10 protein-coding genes are annotated in these 13,798 nt (G+C 36.3%); 9 read left to right on the forward strand and 1 reads right to left on the reverse strand.

The features are described from left to right. The first annotated feature begins 6 nt into the window (after nt 1–6). From thrC to IP023_RS12650, 8 genes are all read left to right on the forward strand, one after another. The gene (thrC, locus tag IP023_RS12615) at nt 7–1,314 is read left to right on the forward strand and encodes a threonine synthase (RefSeq protein WP_241790752.1); all 1,308 of its coding nucleotides are present in this window, start codon (nt 7–9) and stop codon (nt 1,312–1,314) included. Nucleotides 1,315–1,474: 160 nt separating this feature from the next. Next, a complete protein-coding gene (locus IP023_RS12620) occupies nt 1,475–4,630 on the forward strand; it encodes a SusC/RagA family TonB-linked outer membrane protein (protein ID WP_241790753.1) in 3,156 nt (1,051 codons plus the stop codon). Nucleotides 4,631–4,641: 11 nt separating this feature from the next. Then, nucleotides 4,642–6,063 (forward strand): RagB/SusD family nutrient uptake outer membrane protein, encoded by a 1,422-nt coding sequence (locus IP023_RS12625; protein ID WP_241790754.1) that lies wholly within the window; start codon nt 4,642–4,644, stop codon nt 6,061–6,063. A 255-nt stretch (nt 6,064–6,318) separates the two neighbouring features. Next, nucleotides 6,319–7,368 carry an isoaspartyl peptidase/L-asparaginase family protein gene (locus tag IP023_RS12630; protein ID WP_241790755.1) on the forward strand — a complete coding sequence of 350 codons (1,050 nt, stop codon included), beginning with the start codon at nt 6,319–6,321 and terminating at the stop codon, nt 7,366–7,368. A 6-nt stretch (nt 7,369–7,374) separates the two neighbouring features. Beyond that, nucleotides 7,375–8,211, forward strand: coding sequence for a cyanophycinase (locus tag IP023_RS12635; protein WP_241790756.1), 837 nt, complete (start codon nt 7,375–7,377; stop codon nt 8,209–8,211). 51 nt (nt 8,212–8,262) lie between these two features. Next, nucleotides 8,263–9,402 carry a PKD domain-containing protein gene (locus IP023_RS15830; protein ID WP_317224552.1) on the forward strand — a complete coding sequence of 380 codons (1,140 nt, stop codon included), beginning with the start codon at nt 8,263–8,265 and terminating at the stop codon, nt 9,400–9,402. 149 nt (nt 9,403–9,551) lie between these two features. After that, entirely contained in the window at nt 9,552–10,736 is a 1,185-nt protein-coding gene (locus tag IP023_RS12645) for a class I SAM-dependent rRNA methyltransferase (RefSeq protein WP_241790757.1), read from the forward strand. 273 nt (nt 10,737–11,009) lie between these two features. Then, a complete protein-coding gene (locus tag IP023_RS12650; protein ID WP_241790758.1) occupies nt 11,010–12,272 on the forward strand; it encodes a MutS-related protein in 1,263 nt (420 codons plus the stop codon). Between the two features lie 39 nt (nt 12,273–12,311). Here the strand turns inward: IP023_RS12650 and IP023_RS12655 are convergent, their stop codons facing one another. Then, nucleotides 12,312–13,358, reverse strand: coding sequence for a 3-oxoacyl-ACP synthase III family protein (locus IP023_RS12655; RefSeq protein ID WP_241790759.1), 1,047 nt, complete (start codon nt 13,356–13,358; stop codon nt 12,312–12,314). A 75-nt stretch (nt 13,359–13,433) separates the two neighbouring features. Here IP023_RS12655 and IP023_RS12660 point away from each other — a divergent pair, with 75 nt between their 5' ends. After that, a complete protein-coding gene (locus tag IP023_RS12660) occupies nt 13,434–13,715 on the forward strand; it encodes an ATP-dependent Clp protease adaptor ClpS (protein WP_241790760.1) in 282 nt (93 codons plus the stop codon). The last annotated feature ends 83 nt before the right edge of the window (nt 13,716–13,798 follow it).

Genomic DNA, 13,798 nt, shown 5'->3' on the forward strand with positions numbered 1-13,798 from the left:
TAGGAAATGAAATTATATAGTACAAATAATAAAGATTTACGTGTTTCTTTTGAAGAAGCTGTTTTTAATTCTTTGCCACAAGACAAAGGGTTATATATGCCTGTAGAGATACCTCAATTGGATCCATTATTTATAAAAAATATTCAACAGTATTCCTTACAGGAGATTGCCTTTACGGTAGCTAATGCTTTAATAGGCGATGATATCCCTAGAGAAGATTTAAAGAATATTGTGGAAGATGCCATTAATTTTGATGCACCTGTCAAGTTTTTAGATTCTACTACGGCCGTATTGGAGTTGTTTCACGGACCTTCATATGCCTTCAAAGATTTTGGTGCTCGATTTATGAGCCGTGTGATGGGTTATTTTGCGAAAGATGGTGATCAATTGTTAGATGTATTAGTGGCTACATCGGGCGATACCGGTGGTGCTGTAGCATTGGGGTTTTTGGGTGTAGCAGGTACGCGTGTTACCATCCTTTATCCTAAAGGAAAAGTATCAAAAGTACAAGAAGAGCAATTGACAACAAATGGACAAAATATTCGCGCTTTAGAAGTTGACGGTACCTTTGATGATTGTCAAGCTTTGGTAAAGCAAGCTTTTAATGATCAAGAATTGAATCAGCAGTTGCGATTAACTTCAGCTAATTCTATCAACATTGCGCGTTTGATACCTCAAACATTTTATTACTTCTGGGCTTATGCACAGTTGAAATCTCAAGGTATTAATGAGGTTGTGTTTACGGTACCTAGTGGTAATTTTGGTAATATTGGTGCTGGTTTATTAGCGTATAAATTAGGCCTTCCAGTAAAACATTTTGTTGCAGGAACAAACGTGAATGATGTAGTTCCACGTTTCTTACAAAGTGGCTCTTATGATCCAAAACCTTCCATCCAGACATTAGCTAATGCGATGGATGTCGGTAATCCGAGCAACTGGGTACGTATTCAAGATTTGTTTGCACATAATTTGGACGATTTGCGTGCGTTGATTTCATCATATACATATACAGATGAACAAACAAAAGTCGCTATGCAAGAATTATATGACAAATACAATTATATTGCTTGTCCACATACGGCAATTGCTTATATGGCAGCAGAAGCTTTTAAGAAAGATTTTCCCGGTGAATATGCTTCCGTGTTTTTATCTACCGCACATCCGTGCAAATTCCCTGATGGAATTGAAGCTTCTATTTTTGAACACGTAACCTATCCAAAAGGAGCAACAGAATTGGCTGAAAAGCCTAAATTGGCACATGATTTAAAAGTTTCCTATGAAGAATTTAAGACGTATCTGCTAGATAATAAATAACAGTATATAACTTAATTATTAAAAGCGGTGTTTATGCAAGTAAACACCGCTTTTTTTTGTTAAAATGGCATCGTAATTATGTTTTGTTATGATATATCATATTTTTTAGCGTAATTCGTTGATAATACTTAAATTATTACTACCTCTAAATCTATTGCATATGTCATTAAATGAATGTGGCAAAAAAGAAACTTTGCGAAGTCACTTTTCACAGCGTGTACCAAAATTAGGGACAGTTTTCTTATCCTGTTTGTTGATGGTATCGTATAGTGAGGCCAAGGTAATGTCAAATTCTGACTTATCTTCTTTCCAGCAATTAAGTCTAAGCAAACAATATCAACAAAATATAATAACAGGTAAAGTAGTTGATGGCTTTGGTAATCCTGTCTCGGGGGTGTTAATCACTGTTAAAGGATCCGCCTACAAAAGTACAACCTCTGCAGATGGTGCTTTTTCGATACAGGCAAAGCTTGGAGATGATTTGTTATTAACGCATGTTTCTTATTTTGCAAAGACCGTAACGGTCAATAAAGCGACAGATTTTATCATAACTATCGAACAGAATGATAACCTATTAGATGAAGTAGTGGTTACGGGATATACCGATTATTCAAAAAATAAAAGTGCTAGTGCTTCTACTCAAGTGGCTGCGAAGGATATCAATCAGGTACCTATGAGCTCTTTGGATCAAATACTTCAAGGACGCGTACCAGGGTTGTCTGTATCTTCCAGCTCAGGCCAACCTGGGCAATCGGCGTCCGTAGTGATTCGTGGCGTTGGATCCATCAATGGTACGACTTCCCCCTTATATGTGATGGATGGGATACCTATCGAGAGTGGTTATTTTCAAACTATAAACCCGCAAGATATAGAATCTATGGATGTCTTGAAAGATGCTTCTGCTAAAGCTCTTTATGGTTCTCGTGGCTCTAACGGTGTTATCTTGATTACAACAAAAAAAGGTAAAAGGGGGCAGCTAAATATAAATTACAGTTCACAATATGGCTTTTCTACCTTAACACAGCCTACTTTCGTAATGATGGATACAAGAGAGCGTCTCCGTTTTGAAGAAGAGGTCGGTTTGGAAACGGGACGAAATATTGGTCCAGGATGGACTTATTCTAAACGAAACCCCAATTATTCCACACAAAATAGTAATTGGCAACAACAAGCAGATCAACTATTGGATAGCTTGGGCAATGTAAATACCGATTGGCGTGATTTATTTTTTCAAAAAGGTAGATTTATGGAGCAACAGGTTAGTCTAAGTGGTGGAAATGAAAATGTACAAACGTATAATTCTTTTGGTTTCTTGCAAGAAGAGGGCCTAGTCAAAGAAACAGGAATGAATAGATATTCCTTGCGAAGTAACACAAATTTTAACTATGGAAAATTTACGGCCGGTATTAATTTTAATTTAGGATATTCCAAATCTAGGTTTACCTATAATGAAGGAGGTACAGGAGTTGGTTCTCCTATGGCATCTGTTTATTATGCCTTGCCTTATGAATATCCATATACTGCAGACGGAGTTTTTCATGCTACAGATGGTGATATTACTTTTTTGGATACTAGAGAAGGTAGTAGAGGTATAGATGTTCTAAATGGTACCTCTGATAAGACTGATCAATTGAAAGCCTTAGTCGCTGTAAATTTAGCCTATCAATTTACGGATTATTTAAAATTTACAACCCGTGTAGGGGTTGATCTTCGTAATTCTACAGATCAGAACTTCATAGATCCTGCTTCCTATATTGGGAGCACACAAATTGGGAAAAAAGGATCTTTTGGTGAAGGTAGTAGACGTAATTTTGGTTTATCTACGACTTCAGGATTGACCTATGCTAAAACAATAGATATTCATGATTTTGAAGTATCTGGATTTTTCGAATATGTATATAACGATTATAGAGGGTTTAGTTACTTAGGATATGGTGTTGATGATAGATTGCCCGAAACACCAGCAGGAATTACAGTGAGTACTTCATTTTTACCCATTATTAATGGTAGCCGAAATTCTAATGCATTAGCTTCATACATGGGTGTCGCGCGTTACACCTTATTAGATCGTTATACATTGACAGGTAGCTATCGTTATGATGGTGCTTCCTTATCTGCTGTTCCATTAAAGAATCGTTGGCATGGTTTCTATTCTTTGGGCGCAGTGTGGGATGTTAAGCGCGAAAATTTTTTAAAAGATATAACTTTAATCCCTGTATTCAGATTGCGTGCTAGTTATGGACAGACTGCTAGTCCATTTAGTGTTAATTTTGCCTATTTGGCGGCTTATTCTGTAGGTACATCATATGGAGGGCAACCAGGATTGCAACCAACAAATGTACCTAATCCAGATTTTGATTGGGAATATGTAGATGAATTTAATACAGGTTTTGACCTTTCATTATTTCAAACACAGCGCATTAAGCTTTCCTTAGATTGGTACAATCGGATAACTAACAATATGTTTATTGAGCAACCTGTATCTATTACTGCTGGAGCAGAGTCAGGTAAAGCATTTTTGAGTACGGGCAAAATGCGTAATAGAGGCATTGAGGTTAGTCTTAGTGGCGATCTAATACAAACGACAGATTTCAATTGGAATATCGGTGTTAATGCGGCTTATAACAAAAATGCAATCTTACGTGTAACAGATATTGCTGATGAGCTGTTGGATGGGGATGCACGCATTATAAAAGTAGGCTTGCCATATGGTACATATTATGCTCCACAATGGGCTGGTGTAGATCCTGCAAATGGGGATGCATTGTACTATAATCGAGATGGATCTACGACTACCACCTATAATGAAGAAAACCAAGCTGTTGCTTTAGGGGTAAATATGTTTCCTAAGTTTACAGGCGGTATTACGACAGGTTTCCGTTGGAAGGATTTATCATTAAGTGCTTTGTTTAGTTTTGTTTCTGATGTTTCTAGATGGAATAATATAGATTTCTATAATGAAAATGAACGTTACATGACGAGCAATCAAAGTAAGCGTATGTTGTATGATCGTTGGAAGAAACCCGGGGATGAAGCTACCTTACAACGTATCGATGTGCCTCGTAATTTTACATCCAAAGATATTCAAGATGCTTCTTATATGCGCTTGCGAAACTTGAAAGTTAATTATAGCATTCCTGTAGCTTCTGTATTTAATACGAAGATTTTTAAATCTATTGATGTATTTGCACAAGGAGAAAATCTATTTACATGGACAAAATGGAGAGGGCTAGATCCTGAAAATAGTCTTCAATATGGTCGTTTTGAGTATCCTAATGCTAGGAAATATACAGCAGGAATTAACATCAACTTTTAATTTAGAGCGTTATGAAAATCAATAAAATATTTATCTTATTATCGGTTGTAGGCTTATGTTTTCAATCCTGTGATAAATTGGATAGCACATCAACGGATTCTATAGATTCTAACAAAGCATTCCGTAATGTTGATGATGTAAATATGGGTGTACTTGGGGCTTATGTTCCTATTACAACTACTTTAATTGAAGCAGGGGCTATTGTTTCAGACGAAGTAATGATGCCGCAGGAAAATACAGTGTCAAATTCATCTTTGCACAAATGGCAATATAATTCAAGTTCAGGAACAGTTACAGCAGCATTAACAGATTATTATATTGTGATAAATAGAGTAAATCTTGTTTTAGAGGCGTTACCTACCGTTGCAGTAACTGCAAATACACAGCAGGTATTGAATCAATATCATGCAGAGTTACTAGCACTAAGAGCTTATAGTCATTTTGAGCTGCTAAGAGCTTATGCTTCCAAATATGATATGGATGGTATGGGAATTCCTTATAAGAAGACCTCCTCTTTAACGTATCCTGAGCGTCCTACCGTAGCGGCTAATTTTGTAGATATAAATGCCGACTTGACTGCAGCAAAGGATTTAATGCCTGCTACCTTTAATAGCATCAATCGTATTTCAAAAACCGCTATTTCGGCAATTCAAGCACGTGTAGCCCTTTATGAGAAAAATTGGGATAATGCAATAAAATATGCTACTGAGGTTATTAATAATCAACAATTGGCATCAAAGTCTGATTTCCCAAAAATATGGACAGACAATACATCAGCAGAAATTGTATGGCAGTTGGCACGCGAAGTTGGGGAATCTAGATTAGGTGCTTCCTTTTATCGTGAAACGGGAGGAATAGTATTGTATGCACCATCATTCAAATTAAGAAGCCAGTTTAATATTGTAGATGATATCCGTTATGCTAGTTATATTAAATATGACCAATCGAGAGAAGCTAATTCGGGAGGGGCAAAGTCTGCATATTTGATAAATAAATACATAGGCGGAAATAATGCCTCTCCTGGTTTGACTAATGTAAAACTATTTCGTGTAGGAGAGATGTATTTAATCCGTGCTGAAGCAGAAGTGGAGAAAAATCCTACCGCAGGTATAGCAGCTGCAAATTCGGATTTGAATACACTTAGAGCTGCACGTATACATAATTATACAAATCAAACTGTATCCACTAAAGAAGATGTAATAGATGCTGTTTATATCGAAAGATTCAAGGAATTAGCTTTTGAAGGACATCGTTTCTTTGATTTGAAAAGAAGAAATCTTCCCATACAGCGTGTAGTTCAAGATTTGACTGATGTGATCACAATAAGCCAATTGACGAATAAAGATGCGCAATATTGTTTTCCTATAGCTGCAGATGAGATGTCTGTAAATAAGCAAATGAAGCAAAATCCATTTTATTCTTCAAATGAATAAGGTAACAGATCAATAGATGCTTTTTAGTATTGTCGATTTAGGGAGGAAAATAAAAGTATTTTTAATAGTGATAAGTTGTTAAGCTTTAGTTCTTAAATAAAGAATCTTGTATAAAATTATGGAAGCAACAATATCGGGATAGAAATACCTATTTATGCCCAAATTGATTGAACCAATAGCTGCAAGAGAATTGAATGTGGTAGATTATTTTTGGTAAATAACGGTTTATATAGAAGCAGATTAAAAAAAGTTGATATGAAGAAGATTTTAAAAAATATAGGATTAGTTGTCGTTTGTGGGATGATGATGTTAAATAGTGAGGCGCAAACTATAGATCCACATACAAAATATGTAATGGTAATCCATGGCGGAGCTGGTACTATAGAAAAGAAGTATATGACTCCGCAAAAAGAAAAAGCGTATAGAGATGCCCTTACAAAAGCATTGGAGCATGGGTATAAGATGATTGACGAAGGATATCCAGCTATGGATGCTGTCCAAGCTGCGGTCAACGTGATGGAAGATTCTCCACTGTTCAATGCAGGTAAAGGTGCTGTGTTTACCCATGAAGGAAAAAATGAGTTAGATGCTTCTATTATGGATGGAGCAACGTTGAAGGCAGGTGCTGTAGCAGGGATTACAACCATTAGGAATCCTATTAATGCGGCTCGCACAGTGATGGAAAAATCCGAACACGTGATGATGGTTGGACAGGGGGCAGATTTGTTTGCCCAGCAAAACGGATGTGATACTGTTTCTCCAGCGTATTTCTTTACGCAAGAACGTTGGGATCAATTGCAACGTACCATTGCAGAAGAGGAAGTGGGAAGAGCAGCCTATAATTATAACGATATCCGTGATAGTAGAATAGCAGGGATATCACCAAAAGATGCCAAATTTGGTACTGTTGGGGCTGTAGCTTTAGATAAAAAAGGTAATCTAGCTGCAGGAACATCTACTGGTGGTATGACCAATAAAAGATTTGGTCGTGTTGGTGATTCTCCAATTATTGGCGCTGGTACATATTGTAATAATGCGACAGCAGGGATTTCATGTACTGGCTGGGGTGAATATTATATTCGTGAAGTAGCCGCAAACCGTGTATCGTCTTTGATAGAGCTGAAAGGGCTTTCTGTAGTTGATGCTACAAAGCAAGTGATAGATGAAATAGGGAAAATGGGGGGCGATGGTGGTATCATTACCTTGAATAGAGATGGTCAGGTAGCGATGGAATTTAATACCTCTGGTATGTATCGTGGAACCGTAGATGAAAATGGAAAAATAACAGTTGAAATCTATAAATAGTAGAATATGAGTAACTATAAAAAAGTAAGCTTTATTCTCCTCTTATCCGTATATGCCTTAACATCGTTTGCACAGCAAAAGGGTTCTTTGTTTATAATAGGAGGTGGTACTCGTTCCCCAGAATTGGTACAGCGTATGGTTAATTCTGCCGATTTGAAACCTACGGATTATATCGTCATATTACCCATGGCAACAAGTGAACCTATAGAATCTATAACGTATATATCAGAACAGATACAAGCATTTTCTAAACACAAAATAACTGCTTTTAATTTTACAAAAGATCAAGCAGATACAAAGAAAGATTGGATTGATTCGGTGCGCAATGCACGCCTGATCTATGTGACAGGTGGTGACCAAAATAAATTTATGGATGTTGTGCGTGGAACGAAATTGTATGATGCTATGCACAGTGCATTTCGTGATGGTGCTACAATAGCTGGGACGAGCGCTGGTGCAGCTATCATGTCGCAAGTGATGATAACAGGAGATCAAAGAGAAAATTCTAATTCTATTCAAACGGTAAGTAAGGATAATATTATTACAACCAGTGGAATGGGTTTTTTACAATCAGCGATTATTGATCAGCATTTTATTATCAGAAGTCGCTATAATCGCCTATTGAGTGTCCTGGTTGATAATCCTACAAAAACTCTGATAGGTGTAGATGAAGGTACAGCGCTTATTGTTCGTGGGCAAGAGGTACAAGTAGTAGGAGATAGCCAAGTGCTGGTTGTATCTAGACCCCAAAATATTAAAGTAAATAAAAATAAAAAAGTGTCTTTTAGTGATGCGCAAATTTCATTATTCACTAATGGAGAGTATTTTAAAATAAAGAAATAACCAATATATAGTGGTGTAATCATATCTGCTATGACATTAAATTATAAAATTATGAAAAATATAAATCTACATTTGCCCGCATTTTTAATTGCTCTTTTAGTCTTTGTAGGTTGTAAATCGGATAAATATGTATTTGAGGATTTAGGTGAACCTGTAAAGAGTTTTTATACTAATACGGTAGGTGAGCTTTTAATAAATGAGAATATTACATTTACTAATGAATCCGAAAATGCAGATACGTATTTGTGGGATTTTGGAGATGGAACGACCTCTACAGAAAAAAATCCTACTAAAATATATACTGAGGGGGGGATTTATACCGTTAAATTGAAGGCTGTTGGTACTACTGGGACAGGTAATTATGCTAAAAGCTTAATCATAGTCGATCCTGATGCTGTTATTCCTACAGATAAGTTTATTTACTATATTGAATATGGTGGAGCAGCCCCTGCCATTAAAAAAATATCCTTGAATCTTGGCTCCACGCCTGAGTTGGTTGTTAGTATTGCGGGTAAAGGAGGAGTGGGATTAGCGGTGGATACCGTGAATGGTAAAATATATTATACTGATTTTGAAGATGATTCTACTCCTAATGGTAAAGTGTGGCGTATGAATCTTGATGGTACTAATTTTGAAACTATCGTTTCGGGAATTACAGATCCATATTCTATTGCAGTAAATGTGGCTGCAGGAAAAATATATTGGGCAGATGATGATGGGAATATTTCTAGAGCAAATTTGGATGGTTCAGGATTAGAAAGACAATTTATATCGGTTTCGGGAGGTGGAATGCGAGCAATAGCATTTAACAGCAAAACGAATAAAATTTACTTCTATGATGTAAGTAATGATGAGTTATTAGTCGCAAATGCGGACGGTACAGGCAAGGAAGTGCTTATTGCAGGCGTTTATGGCTATGGCATATTTGTGGATGAAGTGAATAGTAAATTGTATTTTCAAGATAGTTATGAAGATGCTTTAATGCAATCGAATCTTGACGGTACGGGTATGGTGAAAATCGCAGATGCAACGGACAGAGCTTATGGAATAGGAATAGATTATATTACCAAAAAAATATATTGGTCTAATAGGAATGGAGGATCAATCAATAGGTCAAATCTTGATGGAACTAAGGTAGAGTTGAATTTTTTATCAGATCTTAATAGACCCGCAGGTTTTTTTATTAAATAACGATAACTACCCGTGCTAATAAAAGGTCGGAGGAGAAATCTTCCGACCTTTTTTGTATTCGTAGTTAATGGAATGAACCCTATAAATAGGAAGGGCTATTTTTTTGGTCGTTTGATAGAAATCTTAATAAAACCTGTACTTTTGCTGTAATGAATAAGATAATACTTAATAAAGGTAAAGATAAGGCGGCTTGGCAATTACACCCTTGGGTGTTTTCGGGAGCGATTAATAAAGTAATAGGAAACGTAGAGAATGGTGATCTAGTTTCTGTTTACAATATAGATGACGAATTTATAGCATACGGATTATACAATAATACTTCACGTGTAGCTGTTCGCCTGTTGGAATGGAACCCAGCTCATGAAGTAAATGAGCAATGGTGGCGCTCACGTGTGCAAAAAGCAGTACGTAATAGAGCACACCTTTTAAATGAAAATAATGATTCTGTACGTTTGATATTTGCGGAAGCAGATTTTATCCCCGGTTTTATAGCCGATAAATATGCTGACTTCGTATCTGTACAAATTCATTCTGCAGGTGTGGAGCGTGTGAAAGCGATTATAATAGATGAGCTTACCAAACTTCTTCCTATAAAAGGTGTTTATGAACGTAGCGATCTGAAATCTCGTGAGCATGAAGGATTGGCTGATGCCAATGGCTTATTGTGGGGAGAGACACCTCCGGAATTTGTTGACATCCTGGAAAATGGTATTCAGTATAGCGTAAATATTATTGATGGTCAAAAATCTGGCTTTTACTGCGATCAGCGTGAAAATAGATTCTTGACAGCACAATATACTAAAGGTAAGCGCGTATTGGATTGTTTTTGCTATTCGGGAGGTTTTACATTGAATGCCTTGCGTGAAGGTGCTGCTGAGGTTACAGCAGTAGATAGTTCAGCTTTGGCAATTGAAACATTAAAAAATAATATCATCCATAATAATTTTGATGGCTCAAAATATAATGCTGTTCAATCGGATGTAAATAAATATTTGCGCCAGCTGGGAGAACAACAAGAGAAATTTGACGTCATCGTTTTAGATCCACCTAAATATGCTCCTTCGCGTTCTACATTAGAGAAAGCATCACGTGCATACAAAGATTTGAATAGAAGAGGATTGATGTTATTGAACAGTGGAGGACTATTAGCCACGTTCTCGTGTTCTGGTGCCATGGATATCGAGACATTCAAGCAGGTGATTGCTTGGGCAGCATTGGATGCTGGTAAAGAGATCCAATTTATTAGACAATTTTCACAACCCGAAGATCATCCTGTAAGAGCTTCATTCTCCGAAGGAGAATATCTAAAGGGATTATTAGTAAGAGTATTATAATATTCAATATAAATAGGTTGATGCACATCAACCTATTTATTAAAATGAATCCACATCTATTACCGAGCCATTGTCCCTATTTTAGTTACTAGCAGTTGTACTCATTTCTTGCGTCTTAGTATCTGATATCACGACTAATATTATTTATCTTCTACTCGACCTGAAAAGGTTATATTATAAGCAAATCTAATTTTATAACGATTATTACTTTGTTAGTACTACTGATTGATATCCAAAAGGTTTCTTATATTTAGGATATATTGACCTTAAATTATGCATAATATTCAGGATTTATTTATTGCAAATGATATAGTCCCCATCTTTGATTATACCCTAAATGATGATGCTAAAGTTTTGCTAAAGAAGATAATGCTGAGTCCACTATCTTCTGTAGAGGATATCATAAATCGACAAAGCTATTTAAAGGCCATCCTTTTACAAGATAACCTTATCGAAGCGTATCATTATCGTAAAGTAGATTATTTAGAGGCACAGCGTTTTTTAATTCATTTCTCCGAAGAGGAAGTGAAGAAGATTGATTATTTAACTTATTTTTTTCAAAAGAAAAGAAGTGACACGTTGTTTGGCCTTTATTCGCAGTTAATTTACTTTTTCAAAGATTTAGAAGATGCTATCAAAAGAAATGTTACTATAGCTACTTTTCCTAAGGATTTGAAAACTGATGTGCAATTTATAGTGGATTATCTACATGATTTCAATCCTGCAACTTATAAAAAACAAATAGCTAAAGGAAAGTTTGGCTTTAGATCTATTCAACGATTGAATGAACTTGTATTAGAGAAACGGAGAAATGGGGATACCCTATTATTTTTTAACAAACTAAATCTGTTTGAAGTTTATATTTCGCTAGCTAAAGCTATTCGTAAATTAGAGCTGAACTTTGTGGAGATTGGTGATTCCGACTTAACACTCTCGCAAATGTACCATCCCTTAGTGCACAATGCAGTTAAGAATGATTTATCCATTAGCAATAATGTTGTATTACTCACAGGGGCCAATATGTCGGGTAAATCTACTTTGCTAAAGACGATTGGTCTTTGCGTTTATTTAGCGCACTTAGGTTTCCCTATTCCTGCGATGTCGGGAACTATTCCTTTTTATAACCATATTTTTATTCAGATTAATCATAGTGATGACCTCAAAAATGGGTATAGCCACTTTATGAATGAGATTGTAAATCTCAAAACGGTGGTCACAGAAGCTGACAATGGGCAACGTTGCTTTGCCGTATTTGATGAGCTCTTTAAAGGCACTAATTATGAAGATGCTTTGGCAATTAGTAAAATTACCATCAAGGGGTTGCAAAGATTTCAAAATTCATTGTTTTTTATTTCTACACATCTGAATGAACTGCAGTTAGAAATTGAAAAACAATCTATAGATGCATTGTTTGTTGATTGTAGTATAGAAAATGAATTGCCTATTTTTTCATATAAAATAAAGAAAGGTTGGTCGGATTTGAAGATTGGACAATTGCTCTTTAAAAAGGTAGGCTTGGGGCAATTATTTGAATAGATGGGGTTATTGCTGTTTAAGAATCCCTTCTACTATCTATTACCAACGTATAAGTGCTGAGCCCCATGTGAAGCCAGCTCCAAAAGCAGCCAAACAAACTAAGTCGCCTTCTTTGATCTTTCCTGCTTCCCATGCTTCGCATAAGGCTATGGGTATCGACGCTGCGGTGGTATTACCATATTTTTGGATATTATTAAACACTTTATCATCCGTTAATCCCAATTTCTTTTGTACATATTGTGATATACGTAAGTTGGCTTGATGCGGTACTAATAGATCGATATCAGTAGGGTTAAGATTGTTTTTCGCTAATGCCTCAAGGATTACCTCGGGAAATTTGACAACAGCTTTTTTAAATACCGCTTGTCCATCCATCACCGGAAATATAGTGCCATCGGCAATCATTTGTGGCGTAATAAACATTCCGCCTAATTCTTGGTCAGGCCATTTTGGTTGATTCGCTAAGCCTATTCCTCCGGAAGCACCAGGGTAATACATTGCTAATTTTTCGGCTTCAGCGCCATCCGAATGTAGATGTGTACTCAATATACCTTTACCATGCTCTGTGGTTGGTTGTACGATTACAGCACCCGCTCCATCTCCAAAGATGACCGATATAGCTCGTCCTCGGGTCGAATGATCCATCGCAAAGGATTGTTTCTCGGAACCTACCACAAGGATATTTTTATACATCCCCGTTTTTACAAATTGGTCTGCTATCGATAAAGCATATACAAAGCCCGAGCATTGATTGCGTATATCTAGTGCACCTACTTCACCCATTCCCATGGTACGCTGTAAGAGTACAGCACAGCCCGGGAAATAATAATCCGGTGATAAGGTGGCAAAAATAATGAAATCCACGTCTTTAGAAGTTATACCTGCTCGTTGAATAGCTATTGTGGCAGCTTCGACGCCCATGGAAGTAGTTGTTTCTGTCAACCGATCAGCATAACGTCTCTCTTTGATACCGGTACGCTCTTGTATCCATTCGTCACTTGTATCCATGAATCTTTTGAGGTCATCATTGGTATATATATTTTTGGGTACATAGTAGCCAATTCCTGCAATTCTCGATTGAAACATAATATTAAGTTGGTTATTATTAATATCTAAGGTACAATATTATTTTTTTTTTGAAAAATACATTACTTTTGTAGTATGAGTGTTGAAACCGCACAAGAAACCTTTACTCTAGAAGAGATTTTAGCTTCAGTAAAAGAAAGTCATCGTTTGATTTTATGGAATGATGATATCAATACATTTGAGCACGTTATATTTTGCTTGATGCATCATTTACAGTATTCTGAATCCGAATCTGAGCGTATAGCGTGGACTGTACATACAAAAGGTAAATGTCCTATATTGGAAGGATCATTTACGGAGATGGAAATTTATCGTAAAATTTTGAAGGCGGAAGGTCTATCTGTTTCAGTAGAATAAAAACCAGCGCTTAGTAATATTGCGGTTACTTTGTTTTTTGTTGATTATATAATCAGCACATTTGTAATAATAAGTAACAATAT

The sequence above is a fragment of the Sphingobacterium rhinopitheci genome, from assembly GCF_022627575.1.
Lineage (GTDB): Bacteria > Bacteroidota > Bacteroidia > Sphingobacteriales > Sphingobacteriaceae > Sphingobacterium > Sphingobacterium rhinopitheci.